Below are 18,165 nucleotides of genomic sequence, written 5' to 3'. Positions count from 1 at the left end.
AAGGGTTGTTCAACAATCTGTAAACAACTAGGCGGTTGGGTGCACCCGCGCCCCAGACGTGACGGACCATTGCGCGGTGAGAAAAAGTGACCTAGGATACTGAGTTAACTAATAGCCATTCGCTTAACTTGTGGAGGACCCTATGACTCAGGACATCTACATCGCTGGCGCTGCGCGCCTGCCCATCGGCAAATTTGGCGGCAGCCTCGCCCGCCTTTCGCTTACCGAACTCGGCTCGCTCGCAGCAGAAGCAGCTATTGAGCGTTCGGGACTTTCGGGTGCAGACCTCGACACCGCCGTAGCCTCCAACGTCATGCCCGTCGTGCCGAAGGACCTCTATCTCTCGCGGACCATCGCTAAAAACGTAGGCATGCCGGACTCATCCACCGCCATGGGCGTGAACCGCCTGTGCGGCTCCGGTGTCCAGGCCGTCATCAGCGCGGCGCAGCTTCTGCAATCCGGCGACGGCTCCCTGGCCCTTGCCGTCGGCGTGGAATCCATGAGCAACGCTCCCTATTCCGTCGAAGGCGCGCGCTTTGGCAAGCGCATGGGTGACGGCAAGCTCTATGACTGGCTGACCGGCGCACTCTCCTGCCCCTTCGGCACCGGGCATATGGGCATGACCGCAGAAAACGTCGCCGCAGATAACAACATCTCCCGCGAACGCCAGGACGAGTTCGCCGCCGAATCCCAAGAGCGCGCCGCCAAGGCCCGCGCGGAGGGCGTGCATGCCGAGGAGATCGTCCCGGTCGGCGAGTTGGACTTTGATGAGGGGGTGAGGGAGACGGACGTCGAGAAGCTGGCGAAGCTCAAGCCGGTCTTTGTTAAGGACGGAACCGTTACCGCCGGAAACGCCTCCGGCATCAACGATGGTGCGGCGGCCGCCGTGCTGGCCACCGCTGACGAGGTGGACAAGCGTGGCCTTGACCCGCTGGCGAAGATTGTGTCCTGGTCCATCGCGGGTGTGGATCCGACACGCATGGGTATCGGCCCCATCGCCGCAGTGCCGAAGGCTTTGGAAAAAGCAGGCCTGAGCTTGGAGGACATCGACCTTATCGAATCCAACGAGGCCTTCGCCGCCCAGGCCATCGCTGTGCAGGACCAGCTGGGCTTCGACCCGGCCAAGACGAACGTCTTCGGCGGCGCTGTTGCCCACGGCCACCCGGTCGGCGCCACGGGCGTCATCCTGCTGACCAAGCTGGCTTATGCGCTCCGCCGCCAAGGCAAGCGTTACGGCCTAGTCACCATGTGCATCGGCGGCGGTCAGGGAATCGCCATGATTATTGAGAATGGAGCGAAGTAAATGAGCATCACCAAGGTAGCCGTCATCGGCGCAGGTTCTATGGGTTCCGGCATTGCGGCACTCTGCGCGTCCGCAGGCATGGACGTCGTGCTGCTGGACCAGAATGTGGAGGGCGCCCAAAAGGGCGTCGATATCCAGCTCAAGCGCAAAGGCTTCCACCTGCCGGAGTTCGCCGAGCGCGTGCGCGCTAGCGATGACTACGCGCTGTTGGAGGACCGCGAGTGGGTCATCGAGGCCATCTTCGAGGACCTCGGCGCCAAGCACTCGCTCTACGAGGCCATCGAGCCTTATTTGTCCGCAGATGCTCTGTTGAGCTCGAACACTTCTACCCTGCCGCTGGCCTCCCTCCTCGAGGGCGTTCCGGAGGCCCGCCGCGACAAGTTCGCCATCACGCACTTCTTCAATCCTCCGAAGGCCATGCGCCTGGTGGAGCTCATCGCCTCCGGTTCTACGGAAGCCACGCTGCGCACGACCATCGAGCAAACCCTGGGCAAGATTGCCCTCGAATGCCGCGATACCCCGGGCTTCATTGCCAACCGCGTGGGCTGCTACTGGATGGCCGCCGGCGTGGCCCGCGCCCGCGAGTTCGACGTGAGCTACGAGCTTGCCGACGCTGCCTTCGGCCGCGCCTTCGGCATCCCCCGCACCGGTATTTTCGGGCTGCTCGACTACATCGGACTCCAGCTGGTCAAGCCGATTTGGAAGTCTTTGGAGACGGCCCTCCCCGAGGGCGATCCGCTCCTGGACGTTCCGCTTGGCGATGATTCCTTCATCGAGGGCCTCGTTTCTCGCGGTCTGACCGGCCGCACCGGTGATGGCGGCTTCTACCGCGGCCGTGACGAGGTCATCAACTCCTCCTACGAATACGTACCCCGCACTCAGCCCTCCGATCCTGTCGTGGGACTCAAAGATCCGCGCGAGGTCATGGAGACCGATTCCCCCGGCGGCCGTTTTGCCCGCGCCGTCTTCCTCGACACGCTGGCGTACTGCTGCGAGGTCGCACCTGACATTGCGGACCACGTGGGCCTCATCGACGAGGGCCTTACTCTTGGTTTCGGTTGGAAGAAGGGCATCTTCGCGCTTGCCGACGCCATCGGGATCGACCACGTCGCCTCCGCTTACGGCCCAGACGTTCCGGATCTGGTCGCCGCCGCTGCCTCGGCGGGCGGTTTTTACGGCAAGGGCTCGGTGCTCTCTTCTCAGGGAGAACGTCAGGAACTCGCGCCGCGCGAGGGTGTTGTCACCCTGGCTTCTCTGGATGCGGAGACCATCGTGTCTCAGGAGGCGGGCGCTGTCCACGCGGTCTCCACCCCGGCTGGGCGCATCGGCATCATTGACCTGCACACGCCGATGAACTCTCTGCCGACCCCAGCCCTCGAAGTCATCCGCGCTGCTCTGGGCGCTGTGGCCTCGGAGAACCTCGTCGCGCTGGTGATTGGCAACGACAAGCCAGTTTTCTGCGCGGGTGCTGACCTGGGCTCCATCGCTTCCGCCGGCGAGTCTGGCGACGCGTCGCTCGTAGAATCCCTCCTTTCGGACGGCTCGACCACCTTGCGTGCCCTCAAGTTCGCCCCGGTGCCGGTCGTGGCGGCTGTGCGCGGCGTGGCCTTGGGCGGCGGCTTCGAAACCGCCCTGGCCTGCGACCGCATCGTGGCCCACGCCGATACGCGCCTCGGCTTCCCGGAACGCACCGTGGGCCTCTACCCCGGCTGGACCGGCACCATCTCCTCGCTGGAGCGCCTCAAGGCTGCCGGCGTTGAAGACTACCACCAGAAGGCCTTCGACTTCGTCGCCTCCGCCCGCAACTTCTCCTCGGCCTTCGAGGCCCAGAAGGCAGGTTTCCTGTCCTCCGATGACGTCGTGCTCATGTCCTTCGACCACGTCCTCGCCCGCGCTGTGGAGGAGGCCGGCAACCTCGCCGACTCCTACACCCCACCCGCCGATGAGCAGATTGAGATGTACTCCGGTTCCCCCGCCTTAGACCGCGACTGGCCCATCGAGGGCACCACCGAGAACGACCACGTCATCGTGGCCAAGCTCGCCGAGATGTACACCGGCTCCGGCTCACTCAGCTTTACCGAGTTCTGCGAGCGCGAAGTGGAGTATGACGTGCCGCTGGTCCTCCTGCCGGCCAACGTGGAGCGCGCCAAGCACATGGCCGCGACCCGTAAGCCGCTGAACAACTAGCCCCGACCTCTCACCGCCGCGTGCCCTCCCGCAGCCCCGCTCCCCCCTTTTCTTGGAGCGGGGCTTACCTTTCCACCGCTTTTACCGCGTACCAACTGGTCCTTCTTACGCCTTGCCCCGAAAGCCAACCCGGCTCCACATGGCATCTGCCCAAAGGCATCGTAAAGAAGGCATTATTACCACTTAAAACACCATTTGGAAGCCTCAAAAGGCGTTTTCAGGCGTGAGAACGCCTTCTGCCACATGCCGTTTGTGAGATGCCGCCCAGCTATTGCCTTTTCAAGCCGACTGGCGGCGCTGCAGACCATCTAGCCCTCGCCGAATCTCAGCAAGTACTCGTTCTTTATCCCGTAGCAATTGGGTGGGACTGAAGCGTAGAACAACATAACCCATGTTTTGGATATGCTTCTCGCGTTGCCGCTCCGCGCGGATCACGGCATCGGTGGGTGTGCCAAACGTTTCCCCATCGTATTTCACGGCTCCATCGATTTCCACGACAAGATGGTCATCGATAAGTAAGTCTGGCCGATACCCACCAGGCAACTCATGTTGCAGTCTAACTCTGTGCCCAATCCGGGATTCGATGATAAGTGCCCGTGCCCACGATTCGTATGGAGCTTCCGAAAGGGCATTGGCATGCTCGACAGCCTTCCTAGCGGTAGCTATCCCTTTTGCTCTTCCCAGCTCCACAGTCATCCTTCTCAACTCATCGATGTTCACCAGTCTTTGGCGCAACGCAGAATCCATTGCCATGAGTCCCTCACCAAACGACCATAACCGCGCAATATCGAGACACGTACGCGCAACAGAGGTGCACCGAATCTCTTCCCTTGTCACTATGTGTCCCGGGGGAATTGCCATTTTCCGATAGCTCACCTTTTCTCCCCAGTCCAGCTTTCGCGGAACTGACTTTGACGGACGCGCAAGCGACACCTTTTCACCCATTGGTGGAAGCGTCCATAACCCCAGGATGCGTGCCGCCGATACCCCGACGACCACGGCGTTATTCGCACTGAGCCCCACTGCTTTGACATCTATAAGCTGTTGCCGATGTCGAGGGAGATCACAATAGGAATCTCGCGAGATCGCGTAGCGTGAGGTTAGGCGGATAACGGATCCGTTAGCTAATTCCCGCCAGACGGGGTGGTCATTAGGGCACCTACGAAGGTGGATGAGCTTATCGAAATCATTCATGCTCCCCACTTTGGCCATGTCCCACCTACTCGCACCATCGCTGAGCGCTCATTTCAACGAAACTGTGGAATTCTAGCCCGGACTTACCTTTTGACTGCTGAAATGGAACGGTTATCCCCAGGAGACGTCCTCTGAGCAGTACCAGTCATACGGCATTCGCCGGAAGGCATCACTTAAAAGGTATCTGCCGGAAGGCAATTACCAGAAGGCATCAGTTAAAAGGCAGCTTCGCTCCTGAAAACACCATATGCAAAGTCCAAAAGGCGTTTTCAAGCCTGAAAACGCCTTTTAACGAATACCTTCTGGAAAATGCCATTGAGAGCAGCGAGCGATTCCACCTCCCCGGCCGGCTGACTACTTGTATGCCGAGAAGCCCGTGATCTTCTTGCCCATGATGAGCGACTGCACGGTATCGGTGCCCTCGTAGGTGTGCATGGCCTCGATGTCAGCGAAGTGGCGCGCGATATCGTTCTCCAGCAGGATACCGACTCCTCCGAGCATGTCGCGAGCATCAGCAGCGATGCGTCGAGCAGCGCGTGTGTTATGAAGCTTCGCCGCTGAGGCCTGTTCCGGCGCCAGGGCCCCTGCAGTTTCCCGCAAAGAGACCTCGCGGCAGGTCAGCATCATCTGGCTCAAGTCGAGCACCATATTGGCCAAGCGCTGCTGAATAATCTGCGCCTTGGCCAGTTCACGGCCGAATTGAACGCGTTCGAGCACATAGGAGCGGGCAATCTCGTAGCAGGCCACCGCCGAACCGAGCGCCATCCAGGACACGCCAATGCGCGTCGCGGTGAGCACGCGGGAAACGTCTTTGAAGCTGCGGCAGCCTGGAAGCTGGTTGGCGGCGGGGATGCGGCAGTCAGTCAGCGAGATGTGTGCCTGGTGGATGGCACGCAGGGAAAGCTTGCCCTCAATCACGGTGGCGGAGTAGCCGGCACTGTCCTGCGGAACGATGAAGCCGCCGACGTTGCCGTCTTCCATGCGGGCGTAAATGATGGTGATGCCGCCGGAAGCACCGTTGCCAATCCACTTCTTTTCGCCGTTGAGGACCCACTCGTCACCATCGCGAACCGCGGTGGTTTCGAGCGCGATGGAGTCCGAACCGTGCGCGGGCTCGGTCAGGCCGAATGCGCCGAGCAGAGAGCACGAGGCCATCTGCGGCAAGTACGAAGCCTTCTGTTCCGCCGAACCCAGCATCGCAATCGAGCGCATGGCCAATCCTGCCTGAACTGCGATGACCGTACCCATCGAAGCATCCGCACGCGTGATTTCCATGAGCGCCAAACCAGCACCGAGCGTGGACATCTGCTCGTGGCCTTCCACAGCCAGCCCGTCCGTCATCACATCCAAGGAACCCAAACGCTCCACCAAGTCCAGCGGGTACTCGGAAGCTTGCCAATGCTTGTTGATCACCGGGTCGGAGTATTCGCGAAACTGAGCGGCACGTTTCCAGCCAGCAGCATCGGCCTCAGAGAGGCCGTCGAAGACGCCGAGGAAGTCAGTGGTGCGCTCGAAGAGGTTGTGGGACATGGTTGCTTCTCCAGGTAATACGAATGACGATTAGCCATAATTGTGACGTGAATCTCGGCACCTGTCAAGCAGTTGCCCTGTACACTAACCACCATTAGCTAGAACAGGAGGACGCCCCACCGTGGCCAACCAGAAACGTCGCGACCAAATCGCCGCCGCCGCGCTCGACCTCTTCGACCAGCGCGGCTACCACGCCACGGGCATGGAGGACATCGCCAAGGCCGTCGGCATGCGCGCCTCCAGCCTCTACAATCACTTCTCCTCCAAGCAAGAACTCCTCGCCGAGGTCACCATTACCGCCATGGAGGACCTCCTCCGCGCTAACGCTGCCGGACTCGCGGGCTTGAAAGACCCACGCGAGAAGCTCGTCGCCACCATGAAAGCCCACGTCATCTACCACGCCACTCATGCCCGGCGGGTCCGCGTGGTCAACAACGAGCTCACCAACCTCGAAGAACCCCACAAGTCAGTCGTCCTGCAGCTACGCCGCGACTATGTCGCGCGCTGGATGGCCATCGTCAACGAAGGCGACTTCCGCGCCGAAAACTTGAAAATCGCCTGCTGGTCGCTCATCGACATGGGAATCGGTGTGGCCCAATGGTTTAGCCCCGACGGTGAATTCACCGCCGAGGCTTTAGGGGATATGTACGGCCAGTTCGCCTTGCGCCAACTTACTTAGGGAGCGCAGCCAATCGGCTGTTCCTCCTCACGGCCATCGGGGTACTGCACACGGACGCGGGAGTACACCTCAGCGTGGTAGCCACACGCCTCGCGCTTATCGACGACCACCTTTACCCTCTCCTCATTAAACGTGCCCTCCGCACAGTTAGGGTCACAGTCATTCTCGATGGCCACTCCTTCCGCCTCCGCGGAATCGGCTCCCCAGTTTTTCCATTCCAGCTGGTTAACCAGGTAGTTGTTATCAGCGCATGCCAGCGAGATGCGGTCCGGCCCCTCCAAGCCCGTGACGGAGACGCAGTCCAGGATGGCCGTGGCGTCCACGGTGGTTTCCACGTCTGGGCCTACCAGCCCCACTACGCGCACCAGTTGGCCGCTGGCGGGGAGGACGGAGAAGGAGACCTGGTCGGAATCGCGAATCACGGTGACTAGTTCGTCGTCACCTTCGCCTTCGACGCTACCCACATCATTGCCGTCGGTATCCGCCAGAATGTCGTAGGTGATTTTTTGCTGTTCACTGCTCAGTCCAGGCTGGAGCAGCAATTCCAGCGCACCGAGGGCGCGGTTGGGGAAGGTATCCGCAAGCTTTTCCAGCTGCGCACGGTCGGTCGCGATGACGAGGTCCTCTGGATTCACCGAAGGCTGCGGGTCAAATCCCGGGACCTCTCCCTGCGAGGAGACCTCCACGGCACCTCCGGCGTCCACCGCATATTCGGTGATCGCGGTGGCATCGCCGAGGGTATCGACGCGCTTCATGTATTCCTTCGCGGTCACGCCCTTATCCACGGCATCTGGCTGGGTAGCGGCAGCCTCGCCGGCTTGCGTCAGAACCTCCGCAGCCGAGGCCACCGGCTCCGAGTTATTAAGCAGTGGAAACGCACCGCCGACCAACGCGAGAACCGCCACGCCAGCCGCTGCATAGGTCCACGTCGGGCGCCCCTTGGTAATGCGGGCGAGGGTGGCTTCGGAGTGCTTGAGGGAATCGTCGGAAAGCGCGGCGTCCGGGACGGGGTTCGCCTTACGTAGCTGTTCGAGAGAGTTAGGCATCGGTTTCTCCTGTGAGTTCGGATAGATGAGTACGGGCGCGGTGCAGGCGCACGCGAACGTTGTTGCGGGAAATACCCAGGACCTCGGCGATTTCCGGGTGGTCGAGCCCCTCCCAAGCATGGAGAGTCAGTATTTCCTGGTCGGCAGAGGGAAGACGCAGGAAGGCTTCGCTGATATCGAGGCTTAAATCGACAGCGTCGTAGCCGGCGTACGATTCCAGCTCATGATCGTCAAGGTTCTCCGTCTCGCGGCGCGTTCGGTAGAACTCGCGCATAACGTTGCGGGCAATGCCATACAACCAGGGCAGCGGCGTGCTGCGCATCGAGTCGAAGCCGGCCCAGGCTCGCTCAAAGACGTCAGCAGCCAGCTCTTCGGCATGGCTCGGTGGCACGCGGCGGCGCAGATACGCCAACACCGCCGGGTAATGCTCGCGGAAGAGACGGGAAAACTCCCGCTTCCGCGAACCAGGCAAAGTTAAAACAGACACTAAAAATCTCCAGATTACTGATGGGCTCACTAGGTATGTGGCAACTAATAGCCAAGCGTTACACAGAACTTCTCTAATGGTTTACTAGAAGGGCTATGGAACCACTCGAGCTCTCTGCCCTCACGGGCAATCAGTCGCGGACGTACGGCACCCGCAAGATAACCGCAGACATGGTCTCGGCGCCGGTACACGTGGCGATCGCGCTGTGGGACGAACGCTGGGATTCCGCAGAGGACGGGACTATCGACGGCTGGGTCATCGCCGTCAACACGAAAAACACCCGCTTCGTGCGCAAGGGCCAAATCCGCACAGGCGACATCGTGGAGGTCACTGTCCGCGAGTTGGAGAAGGCCACCAAGAACATTCGGGGCCGGAAATGGATCGTCACAGGCCGCCGGCAAACTGCGTTGCGCGCCGCGCTCGAAGAGCGTGGCTATACGGTGACGGGAAGCTTTGCGGAGGAGAATAGGGCATCACGAAGCGCGAGCTCCGTGCGGCGCAAAGAAGCCGGCATTACCGCGCGCCGCGCCAAAAAGGAAGGCGAGGCGCCCCGCACGAAGGAGGTCGTAAAGGTAGAAACCCCCACAGCACGCTGGTGGCCGAACTTCTCCAAGGCCTCATCCTGGCCTAAGGGCACCACGGTGCGCATCGCGACCGATGCCTCCTCGGATACCGTATTCAAAGGCTCGATGTGCTTCGTGGCAGGAAATGGCGACTACCGCTTGCGCACCCGCGAGACCTCCGCGAGTACCGACGAGTTGGAGCTCGAATCCCTTACCTTAGCGCTTAAATACCTGCTCAAGGTTGGCGCCACGAAGGCGATCATTGAATCCGACTCCGTCGCCGCATTGGACGCAGTGCAGCAGATTCGGACGAAAGGTTCGAAGGCCATGCGCTCACGGGGCGTGTGGCGCGGCTTGTCAGCGGGGTCGCGTTCGCGCTTCCAGCAGGCCTGGAACGACATTGACGGCATCTGCGATGTCACGATTCGCCGCGTGATGGGCCATGCCGGTGACCCGCTCAACCGGGCTGCCGACCAGATTGCGTACATGGGACTGCGCGCGATTGCGCATCCACGAAAGCAATCGCAGCCTACGCTCATGGAAGGAATTAGCAAGGCACTGTCCAAGCTCTGATTCGGGGCTGCGACTACCTGTGGCCTAGGGTTATTCATATGACCAATCCCTTTGACTCAAACCCCTTCGAGGAGTCGGCCGAACCTTTCCGTGGCCGCGGGGCTAATCCTTTCGCGGAGCCCACACGGCAGAACTATGCCGAGCCTTCTGCGACCCCTTCTGTAGATCCTTTCGCCGAGCCTCAGCGTTCCAATGCCCCGGCCCCATTGCCGGACTATGCCCCGGTTCATTCTCCCGAGCATGAACAGCAGTCAGCAGGCGGCAGGATTCACCGCTTCTCTATCTTCAAGGGCGTGCTGAGTCTGTTCTCGTTCTTAATAGGCTTTGCCACCCTGACCAGTGGCGACGTACTATTCGGTGTCGGCTTCGGCCTGCCCGGAGCGTGGTACTTCATCAAGGCGCTGGAACAGAAGACCAACCCAACTACCCCGCAAAAGCGCCATTGGTTTGTCATTTGGTTGATTGCCATCGTGCTCTTGTTCTTCGGCGCCTAGCCACCACCCGCCGCCACACGATGCGCAGCAGCGAATGGGGTGTGGCCACGACCTCGCGAAGATAATTCCAGGCGCGATCCTTTGCCGGGGTACGAACGCCATGCACGTGAACCCGAATCCCCAGATGCCATGCCCACAACCGTGTGCGTAGAACGTGAAAATCATTCGTCACGACGCGAAAATAGGTGTAGTCAGGACACAAGGCATGGGCACGCTCAAGGTTTTCATTCGTGCTGGTCGCTTCCGGCTCAACGACGATTCGCCCCGCGTTCACTCCCAGCTCAATGAGGTAGCGCGCCATGGCGTCCGCTTCCCCGAAGCCGGAGACGATGACCGGTTCCTCCGGCATCACGCGGGCAGCCACCACCGCTCGGTCAAGGCGACTGCGCAGCAGCGAGCCGGGCTCACCGGCCACCACACGCGCGCCTAACACCAGAACCGGATACTGCATGTTCGTTAGCTTAGCGTGCATACTGGTCTGCATGAGCATGTGCGTAGTCGGGTCCATCAACGCTGACCTCGTGGTCCACACCGCGCGGCATCCTCAGCCGGGCGAAACACTTATGGGCCGCGGTGGCACCATCAGCGCCGGCGGCAAAGGCGCGAACCAAGCGGTCGCGGCCGCGCGGCTCGGCGCTCAGGTCAGCTTCGTCGGCGCGATGGGCCGCGATGCCTACGCCACGCCCGCTATGCACTACTTGCAGGCCAGCGGCGTGGACCTCACGCACGTCGAAGCCAGCGAGGAGGTCACCGGCCTGGCGGTCATCACCGTAGACGAGCAGGGCGAGAACACCATCATCGTGGTTCCGGGAGCCAATGCGCTTGTCGACGCCCCCTTTGTCGCCTCCCACTCCTCCCCCATCACCGAATCGGAGCTGGTCCTCCTCCAGGGAGAAATTCCCGCTGATGGCTTTGCCAAGGCCATCGAGCTGGCGAAGGGTCGGGTCGTGGTCAACCTCGCGCCGGTCATTGAGGTGGACAAGGACGCGCTCCTGCGCGCTGATCCGCTGCTGGCCAATGAACACGAGGCCGGTCTCATCTTGGAACAGCTGGGGTTGAGCGGTGAGGGCGCGCCAGCACAGTTGGCGCAGCGTTTAAGGGAGGCTGGCTTTGCCTCGGTGGTTCTCACGCTGGGCGCGAAGGGGGCGCTCGTCGCCGAGGGGACTTCCCTCGTGGCAGTCCCCTCCCCGCAGGTCACTGCGGTGGATACCACGGGCGCGGGCGATGCATTCGCGGGTGCTCTGTGCGCGCGGCTACTCCTTGGTGACGACCTCGTGGAGGCCGCCACCTATGCCGCTCGGGTCGGGGCCTTCGCCGTTACTGGAGAAGGCGCGCAGGCATCCTACCCCGATCTTACGAGCGAGCTCCCCAGCTAATTACTCACCGAGAAGCTGGGAGCGCAGGTTCTCGTCCTTCTTCTCCACCTCGGCAGCCATGTTCTCCTGGTACTCAGCCATCTTCTCCACCAACGCAGGGTCGCCAGCGGAGAGGATACGCACGGCAAGCAGGCCAGCGTTTTTCGCGCCACCGATGGACACCGTGGCCACCGGCACACCGCCCGGCATTTGCACGATGGACAGAAGGGAATCGAGACCATCAAGGTCCTTGAGCGCGCGCGGAATGCCAATGACCGGAAGCGGCGTAGCCGCGGCCACCATTCCCGGCAGGTGCGCCGCGCCGCCGGCACACGCAATGATGGCTTTAAGTCCGCGCTCGTGGGCGGACTTAGCGTAGGCCAGCATCTTCTCCGGGGTGCGGTGAGCACTCACCACGCCTACCTCGAAGGGCACACCGAATTCAGCGAGCACCTCAGCAGCAGGTTTCACAGTGGGCCAGTCGGAATCAGAGCCCATAATCAGACCAACGAGCGGTTTCATCATCAATCTCCTTCTCAAAAAGACTTCAGCCCACCGCGAGCTTAGGCCCACTGCGCGTGGACGAGGAAGTGGGCAGCATCGTGGGCAATGCGGCGAGTCTCGTCAACGTCGTCGCCGACAACGTTAACGTGTCCGATCTTGCGTCCTGCCTGGTGATTCTTGCCATAGAGGTGGATCTTGGCCTCTGGGTAGCGTTCCATAACTTCGCGGACGCGGTGCGGCATCGGCATACCGGGATCCTGCTCCGCACCGAGGACGTTGGCCATGACCGTAATCGGGGCCAGCGGCTTAGTGGAGCCGAGCGGCAGGTCCAGCACGGCCCGCAGATGCTGCTCGAACTGGGAGGTCACGCACCCGTCCTGTGTCCAGTGTCCGGTGTTGTGCGGGCGCATGGCCAGCTCGTTGACCGCGATGTCCTCACGGATGTGTGCCCCCGGGGCACCAGAGGCCGAGGCAATAATGTCCCCCGCATCCTGCTCAGCGGCAAAGGCAAAAAGCTCCACCGCCAAGACTCCGGTGACACCGAGTTCAGTGGCAACCTGAACACCTACCTGCATGGCATGTTCCGCCAGCTCCGGCGAGAGGTTCGGGGCAGGCGCGAAAGCCTCAGCACAGATACCGTCGCGCTGTACAGACTCGGTCACCGGCCATGCCTTGACCTCACCGGAAGGGCGGCGGGCAACGAGCACGGACAGTTCACGAGTCAGAGCCACCTTTTCTTCCGCCATCAGTGCCGTGTCAGCGGCCAGAAGCTCCTCTACCAGCGGTTCTAATTCCTCCGCAGAGGGGAACCACACGCCATGGCCGTCGTAACCGCCACGGCGGGCTTTGAGGCACACGTGCCCGTCGACAAGCGCGGCGAACTCTCGCGCATCCTCCACCGACTCGATGGCGGCAAAGCGCGGCACTGGGGCTCCCAACTCGGAAAGCTTCTGGCGCATGAGCAGCTTGTCCTGCGCGTAGAGGAGTGCGGAAGGCTGGGGCTGGACGTTGTAGGAGGCGTCGATAAGCGCGCGCACATGTTCCGTCGGCACGTGCTCGTGTTCGAAGGTCACCGCGTCTGCGCCCTCTGCGGCCTTAACCAGAACGTCATAGTCGTGGTAATCACCAAGGACGACGTCTGGAATGACCTGCGTGGCAGACTTGCCCGGCTCGGACGCCAAGAGGCGCAGGTGGATGTCGAGCTCAGCCGCGGCCGGCTGCATCATGCGTGCAAGCTGGCCATCTCCAAAAACAGTAACGGTTGGTTTGTGTTGTTCACTCACTCCTTCAATACTAGCCTTGGGGCCATGATTGTCCGGCATACGATCTTCCAGAACTCGCTCATGACCGCCCTGTTGGACGGTATTTATGACGGCGAAATGACCATTGGTGAGCTTTTGGGTAAGGGCAATTTCGGCATCGGTACCTTCGATGCGCTGGATGGGGAGATGGTTATCCTCGACGGCGTCTGCTACCAGCTACGTGGCGATGGCACCGCGACGGTGGCGGACTTGGACCAGGGAACTCCCTTCGCCGTTGCGACGAGTTTCGTCCCCCGCATTAAGGTGGCCGCGCCCAAGGGGTTGAAGCGCGAGGAGCTGTCCTCCTTCATTGATGATCTGGAGCCCTCGGCCAACTACATGTATGCGGTGCGTATTTCTGGCCGGTTCAGCAACGTTGTCACCCGCACGGTGGTCAAGCAATCCAAGCCCTATCCGCCCATGACCCAGGCGGTCGGCGGCGATAAGGAGCTGCGCTTTAGCGACGTCGACGGCATCATCGGCGGCTTCCGCACCCCGGTCTTTGAGAAGGGCATTTCGGTACCGGGCTGCCACGTTCACTTCATTGATGATGCACGCACGTCCGGCGGCCATGTGCTGGACTACACCGTGGATGAGGCCACGATTGAGCTGTGCCCGGGAACCGACTTGGAGCTGCGCCTGCCGCTGACCCACGAATTCCGCTCAGCGAACTTGGCACCGGAAGACCTCGATTCCCAGCTGCACACGACTGAGATTAAGAACTAGCCCCAGACCGGCTGTTCGTTAAGGATATCCTCAACGCGCTTGGCCTTGGGGATGGCCGGAAAGTACATCGGCCGCTCATAGCCATGCAACGCCAGCGAAATCCCACCGCGGCGTCGGCGGGCTCCGCGGATATCGCTCAGCGGAATCGAGTCAACGCGCTTGCCTTCGCGGGCGATAACGCGCAGGTTGGTCACGATGAAGCGCTTGCGTCGTGCTTTGACCAGAGGCAGGATGAAGCGCCACACCGCCAGCAGCGCCCACAGGGCCACGAGCCCGTTGCGGATCGCGAGGTCAATAGCGTTGTAGTCACACCAGCCAATGGCAATCCAGCACACGCCGGTGACCACAATGAGCTCAAGAAACGGGAAGAGCAGCGTGCGAAACGGCGCTGTCATATCCGCGCGGACCACCTCGCCGCGTCCCATCTCCATGAGGTTCATGGGGCACATGATACCCACCTGCTCACGCAACCCGACTAAGCGGCACTCAGTTCATGGTGGTGCAGAGATCACCTTCTAAACGGCATCTTCTAGACGGCATCAGTCAACGGGCATCTTTGCCTCCAAAAAAAGCCTTGCGGGGTCTCCATATGGCGTTTTCAGAGATGAAAACGCCCTTTGAGATATGCCTTTTAGCGGATGCCTGATAGAGAGGGGCGCGTGCTTAACGACGCTCCCCTCCCGACAAAAGCTCAAAAGCTACTGTGCAGCGGGCCGCAGGTGGATGACATCGCCGGCGGAATAGTATTCGCCACCGACATTGATGCGGCCATCATCAGCCACGCCTTCAACAGTGCCGGTAACATCACCGGTCGGGGCTTCGAGGCGCACTTCCTGGCCAATCGAAGAGCAGACCTTGCGGTAATCTGCCATGAGCTGCGGATCCTGTTGTTCCCACTGGTTGATTCTGCGGTGCAGGTTCTTCAGCACGGTGATAGCGAGTTCAGTGCGGTCAGTGTCCAAGCCCTCAAGCGCCAAAGAGGTCGCGGCCTCAATAGGCAGCTCTTCGCGAGTCAGGGTGACGTTGATGCCCATCCCCACGACGACGCGCGCGGACGGCGGGTTCGCCGCTTGGGTCTTCGGCGCCACCTCGGTCTTGTTGATTTCCGCCTTATTCACTTCCACCTTGGAGACCTCAGCCTTAGCCACCTCTGCCTTGGAGACCTCCGTCTTCGGCGCGGACTTGAAAGCCTCGCCCACTGGGCCGGCCTCGGCGAGGATGCCGCACAGCTTCTTGCCACCGATGTGCACGTCATTCGGCCACTTGAGTACCGCTCCTTCGACGGAATCGGTCACAGCCAGGCCGGCGGCCAGCGGCAGGGTTCCTAAATGATCCAGTGAATCCGGGAGGATAAGCACGGAGAAAATAAGCTGCGAACCGGCCGGGCTGACCCAGTGACGGCCCAAGCGGCCCTTGCCAGCGAGTTGCTCATTGGCTAGCAGGACAGTGCCATCAGCCACCTTGTCTGCCTGCATGAGGTCGGTATTGGTCGAGCCAGTGGACTCGGTGTACTCAATGACGGCGAAGTCATCCGCCACGGCTTCACGGATACGGTCCAGATCAAGAGCAGTCATGGTGACCGATCCTACTCGCTGCTGTCGAGCACCTCACTGCAGCTGAGTGTCAGTAACGAGTGTTAGGGTTACTGCATGGCAAAGGTCACATTTGAGAACGTCGGCATTACTTATCCCCGTGCCGAGAACCCCACGGTCAAGGACCTCAATCTCGAGATTGCGGATGGCGAGTTCCTGGTCCTCGTCGGCCCCTCCGGCTGCGGTAAGTCCACCACTCTGCGCGCACTTGCCGGATTGGAGCCGGTCTCCAGCGGTCGCATTCTTATCGACGATAAAGACGTCACCGGCCTCGAGCCGGGCGAGCGCGATATCGCGATGGTCTTCCAGAACTACGCGCTCTACCCGCACCTCACCGTGGCAGAAAACATGGGATTTGCCCTCAAGCTGGCCAAGCGGCCAAAGGCAGAAATCAAGGCCAAGGTGGAAGAAGCCGCCAAGACCTTGGGGCTGACTGACTATCTCAAGCGCAAGCCCAAAGACCTTTCCGGCGGTCAGCGCCAGCGCGTGGCCATGGGCCGTGCCATCGTGCGCGAGCCGAAGGCCTTCCTCATGGACGAGCCGCTGTCTAACCTCGACGCCAAGCTGCGCGTACAGACCCGCGCGGAGCTCGCGAGCCTCCAGCAGCGCCTGGGCACCACCACCATCTACGTCACCCATGACCAGGTGGAGGCTATGACGATGGGAGATCGCGTAGCCGTACTCAAGGATGGCGTGCTCCAGCAGGTAGCCCCTCCACGCGAGCTGTACGACGCACCAGCAAACGAGTTCGTCGCGGGTTTCATCGGTTCCCCGGCCATGAATATCTTCGATTACAACGGCGGCCGCATCGGCGTGCGCCCGGAGAAGATGTTCATCAACAAGGGCCCGCTGGGCTTCCAGGGTGTCGTGGACTTCGTGGAAGAGCTCGGCGCCGAGTCCTTCGTGTACGTCACCGTCGGCGAACAGCGCTTCGTCGCCCGGGCACAGGGCGAGGCACCCCAGCGCGGCGACGACGTCGTGCTCACCTTCAATCCCCGCGAGGCGCACCGCTTCGATCCGGAGACCGGTGAGCGCATTAACGACTAACGAGCGCATCCACGGCTAATAGGGGGTAGTTTCACCCCCGTTTCTAGTGAGATTAACGCCAAAACCACATGCACTGTGGACCTGATCCCTTATTTTGAAGTCACCAGAAGTTTTCCGAAAGGTGAATATTCCATGAAGAAGCCGTTTCTTCCCAGCTCCCTGTGTACGGTTCGTCGCGGTGTCATTGCCACCACAGCTGCACTCGCGCTGACCTTGGCCGGATGCTCGTCCAGCGATGACTCCTCCTCCGACGCTGGCTCGGACGCCGCCACCAAGGACACGGACGGCCGCGGGCCCATCACCTTTGCCATGGGCAAGAACGATACCGACAAGATCACCCCCATTATCGAAGCGTGGAACGCCGAGCACCCGGACGAGAAGGTCGAGCTTAAGGAGCTCGCTGGCGAGGCCGACGCTCAGCGTGAGACCCTGGTGCAGTCCCTGCAGGCAGGCAACTCTGACTACGATGTCATGGCGCTCGATGTGGTGTGGACCGCTGACTTTGCCGCTAACCAGTGGCTGGCGCCGCTGACCGGTGACCTCGAGGTGGACACCTCCGACCTGCTGGAGCCCACCGTCGAGTCCGCCACCTACAACGACACCCTTTATGCGCTGCCGCAGAACACCAACGGACAGCTGCTCTTCCGCAACACTGAGTTGGCGGACAAGGCTCCGGAGAAGTTCGAGGACATCGCTTCCGCATGTGAGGCGCTCAAAGACGACACCTCCTGCCTGACCACGCAGCTTAAGCAGTACGAGGGCCTGACTGTAAACACCGCAGGTTTCATTGAGGGCTGGGGCGGCTCCGTCTTGGATGACCAAGGCAATGTCACCGTTGATTCGGACGAGGCCAAGGAGGGCCTCCAGGCGCTTGTCGACGCCTACGAGGACGGCACCATCTCCAAGGACTCCACCGCCGCAACGGAGGAGGAGACCAACCTCGCCTTCACCGAGGGCAAGACCGCCTTCGCTATTAACTGGCCGTACATGTACACCAACGCTGAGGACAAGGGCATCAAGTTCGAGGTTCAGCCGCTGGTGGGCAAGGACGGCGTCGGTGTGTCCACCTTGGGTGGCTACAACAACGGCATCAACATCAACTCGGAAAACAAGGCCACTGCCTTGGACTTCATCAAGTTCATCATCAACGAAGAGAACCAGAAGTCCTTCGCTGAGGCGTCCTTCCCGCCGGTCTTGGCTTCCATCTACGACGATGAGTCCCTAGTTGAGGAGTTCCCGTACCTCCCGGCCCTGAAGGAGTCCCTGGAGAACGCCGCACCGCGTCCGGTTTCCCCGTTCTACACCGCCATCTCCAAGGCCGTGCAGGATAACGCCTACGCAGCGCTGACCGCTGGCAAGTCCGTCGATGACGCTACGAAGGACATGAAGGCAGCCATCGAGGCAGCGTCGCAGGGTTAATCCTCCCCGCGAGTATGGGGCGCGAGTAAGTCCACTGAGACTTGCCCGCGCCCCTTCGTTGATCTTGGCCAACCCGAGCTACAAAGTAGCGGCTACTGCGTGCATAACACCGATGCCCGGAGCACCCGCTATGATTTTCACAACTGTCCTCTAATATCCTGACAA

At 61.2% G+C, this 18,165-nt stretch carries 18 protein-coding genes; 9 read left to right on the top strand and 9 right to left on the bottom strand.

The window, feature by feature from the left end; all coding sequences use genetic code 11:
- The first annotated feature begins 142 nt into the window (after window positions 1-142).
- Together NX84_RS04025 and NX84_RS13250 are read left to right on the top strand one after the other, a co-directional pair.
- On the top strand, window positions 143-1,303 hold the full coding sequence (locus NX84_RS04025; RefSeq protein ID WP_039674038.1) for an acetyl-CoA C-acyltransferase: 1,161 nt from the start codon (window positions 143-145) through the stop codon (window positions 1,301-1,303).
- A complete protein-coding gene (locus NX84_RS13250) occupies window positions 1,304-3,490 on the top strand; it encodes a 3-hydroxyacyl-CoA dehydrogenase/enoyl-CoA hydratase family protein (protein WP_039674035.1) in 2,187 nt (728 codons plus the stop codon).
- Between the two features lie 279 nt (window positions 3,491-3,769).
- Here NX84_RS13250 and NX84_RS13315 read toward each other — a convergent pair whose 3' ends face one another.
- Both NX84_RS13315 and NX84_RS04010 read right to left on the bottom strand, forming a co-directional pair.
- Window positions 3,770-4,186: an endonuclease domain-containing protein gene (locus NX84_RS13315; RefSeq protein WP_414973610.1), complete on the bottom strand. Its 417-nt coding sequence runs from the start codon at window positions 4,184-4,186 to the stop codon at window positions 3,770-3,772.
- Between the two features lie 852 nt (window positions 4,187-5,038).
- A complete protein-coding gene (locus NX84_RS04010; RefSeq protein WP_039674031.1) occupies window positions 5,039-6,214 on the bottom strand; it encodes an acyl-CoA dehydrogenase family protein in 1,176 nt (391 codons plus the stop codon).
- A gap of 121 nt (window positions 6,215-6,335) precedes the next feature.
- On the opposite strand from NX84_RS04010, the gene NX84_RS04005 reads away from it, so the two are divergent.
- Window positions 6,336-6,893 (top strand): TetR/AcrR family transcriptional regulator, encoded by a 558-nt coding sequence (locus NX84_RS04005; protein WP_039674030.1) that lies wholly within the window; start codon window positions 6,336-6,338, stop codon window positions 6,891-6,893.
- On the opposite strand, the gene NX84_RS04000 is transcribed toward NX84_RS04005, so the two are convergent.
- Both NX84_RS04000 and NX84_RS03995 read right to left on the bottom strand, forming a co-directional pair.
- Window positions 6,890-7,939 carry a hypothetical protein gene (locus NX84_RS04000; protein WP_039674027.1) on the bottom strand — a complete coding sequence of 350 codons (1,050 nt, stop codon included), beginning with the start codon at window positions 7,937-7,939 and terminating at the stop codon, window positions 6,890-6,892. The genes NX84_RS04005 and NX84_RS04000 overlap by 4 nt on opposite strands.
- Window positions 7,932-8,426, bottom strand: coding sequence for an RNA polymerase sigma factor (locus NX84_RS03995; protein WP_039674024.1), 495 nt, complete (start codon window positions 8,424-8,426; stop codon window positions 7,932-7,934). The genes NX84_RS04000 and NX84_RS03995 overlap by 8 nt, the downstream gene beginning before the upstream one ends.
- Before the next feature lie 95 nt (window positions 8,427-8,521).
- Between NX84_RS03995 and NX84_RS03990 the strand changes: the two genes are divergently transcribed.
- On the top strand, window positions 8,522-9,562 hold the full coding sequence (locus tag NX84_RS03990) for a ribonuclease HI (RefSeq protein WP_039674022.1): 1,041 nt from the start codon (window positions 8,522-8,524) through the stop codon (window positions 9,560-9,562).
- Window positions 9,563-9,600: 38 nt separating this feature from the next.
- Window positions 9,601-10,056, top strand: a complete 456-nt coding sequence (locus NX84_RS03985; RefSeq protein ID WP_039674020.1) for a hypothetical protein — start codon at window positions 9,601-9,603, stop codon at window positions 10,054-10,056.
- Here the strand turns inward: NX84_RS03985 and NX84_RS12510 are convergent.
- A complete protein-coding gene (locus tag NX84_RS12510; protein ID WP_169744702.1) occupies window positions 10,013-10,507 on the bottom strand; it encodes a YdcF family protein in 495 nt (164 codons plus the stop codon). The two genes, NX84_RS03985 and NX84_RS12510, sit on opposite strands and share 44 nt — an antisense overlap.
- A 31-nt stretch (window positions 10,508-10,538) precedes the next feature.
- Between NX84_RS12510 and NX84_RS03975 the strand changes: the two genes are divergently transcribed.
- Window positions 10,539-11,432: a ribokinase gene (locus NX84_RS03975; protein WP_039674016.1), complete on the top strand. Its 894-nt coding sequence runs from the start codon at window positions 10,539-10,541 to the stop codon at window positions 11,430-11,432.
- On the opposite strand, the gene purE is transcribed toward NX84_RS03975, so the two are convergent.
- A complete protein-coding gene (gene purE, locus NX84_RS03970; protein ID WP_039674014.1) occupies window positions 11,433-11,933 on the bottom strand; it encodes a 5-(carboxyamino)imidazole ribonucleotide mutase in 501 nt (166 codons plus the stop codon).
- Between the two features lie 41 nt (window positions 11,934-11,974).
- Window positions 11,975-13,237: a 5-(carboxyamino)imidazole ribonucleotide synthase gene (locus NX84_RS03965; protein WP_052319652.1), complete on the bottom strand. Its 1,263-nt coding sequence runs from the start codon at window positions 13,235-13,237 to the stop codon at window positions 11,975-11,977.
- Here NX84_RS03965 and budA point away from each other — a divergent pair.
- Entirely contained in the window at window positions 13,223-13,942 is a 720-nt protein-coding gene (budA, locus tag NX84_RS03960; RefSeq protein WP_039674010.1) for an acetolactate decarboxylase, read from the top strand. The genes NX84_RS03965 and budA overlap by 15 nt on opposite strands.
- Here the strand turns inward: budA and NX84_RS03955 are convergent.
- Window positions 13,939-14,382, bottom strand: a complete 444-nt coding sequence (locus NX84_RS03955; RefSeq protein WP_039674008.1) for a hypothetical protein — start codon at window positions 14,380-14,382, stop codon at window positions 13,939-13,941. The two genes, budA and NX84_RS03955, sit on opposite strands and share 4 nt — an antisense overlap.
- 258 nt (window positions 14,383-14,640) lie before the next feature.
- The gene (locus tag NX84_RS03950) at window positions 14,641-15,516 is read right to left on the bottom strand and encodes a biotin--[acetyl-CoA-carboxylase] ligase (RefSeq protein ID WP_039674005.1); all 876 of its coding nucleotides are present in this window, start codon (window positions 15,514-15,516) and stop codon (window positions 14,641-14,643) included.
- Window positions 15,517-15,591: 75 nt separating this feature from the next.
- Between NX84_RS03950 and NX84_RS03945 the strand changes: the two genes are divergently transcribed.
- Window positions 15,592-16,581, top strand: coding sequence for an ABC transporter ATP-binding protein (locus tag NX84_RS03945; protein WP_039674003.1), 990 nt, complete (start codon window positions 15,592-15,594; stop codon window positions 16,579-16,581).
- A 132-nt stretch (window positions 16,582-16,713) separates the two neighbouring features.
- Entirely contained in the window at window positions 16,714-18,000 is a 1,287-nt protein-coding gene (locus tag NX84_RS03940) for an ABC transporter substrate-binding protein (RefSeq protein WP_039674001.1), read from the top strand.
- The last annotated feature ends 165 nt before the right edge of the window (window positions 18,001-18,165 follow it).

This window comes from Corynebacterium minutissimum, assembly GCF_000805675.1.
GTDB lineage: Bacteria > Actinomycetota > Actinomycetes > Mycobacteriales > Mycobacteriaceae > Corynebacterium > Corynebacterium minutissimum.
This window is presented reverse-complemented; position numbering and strand designations above follow the sequence as displayed.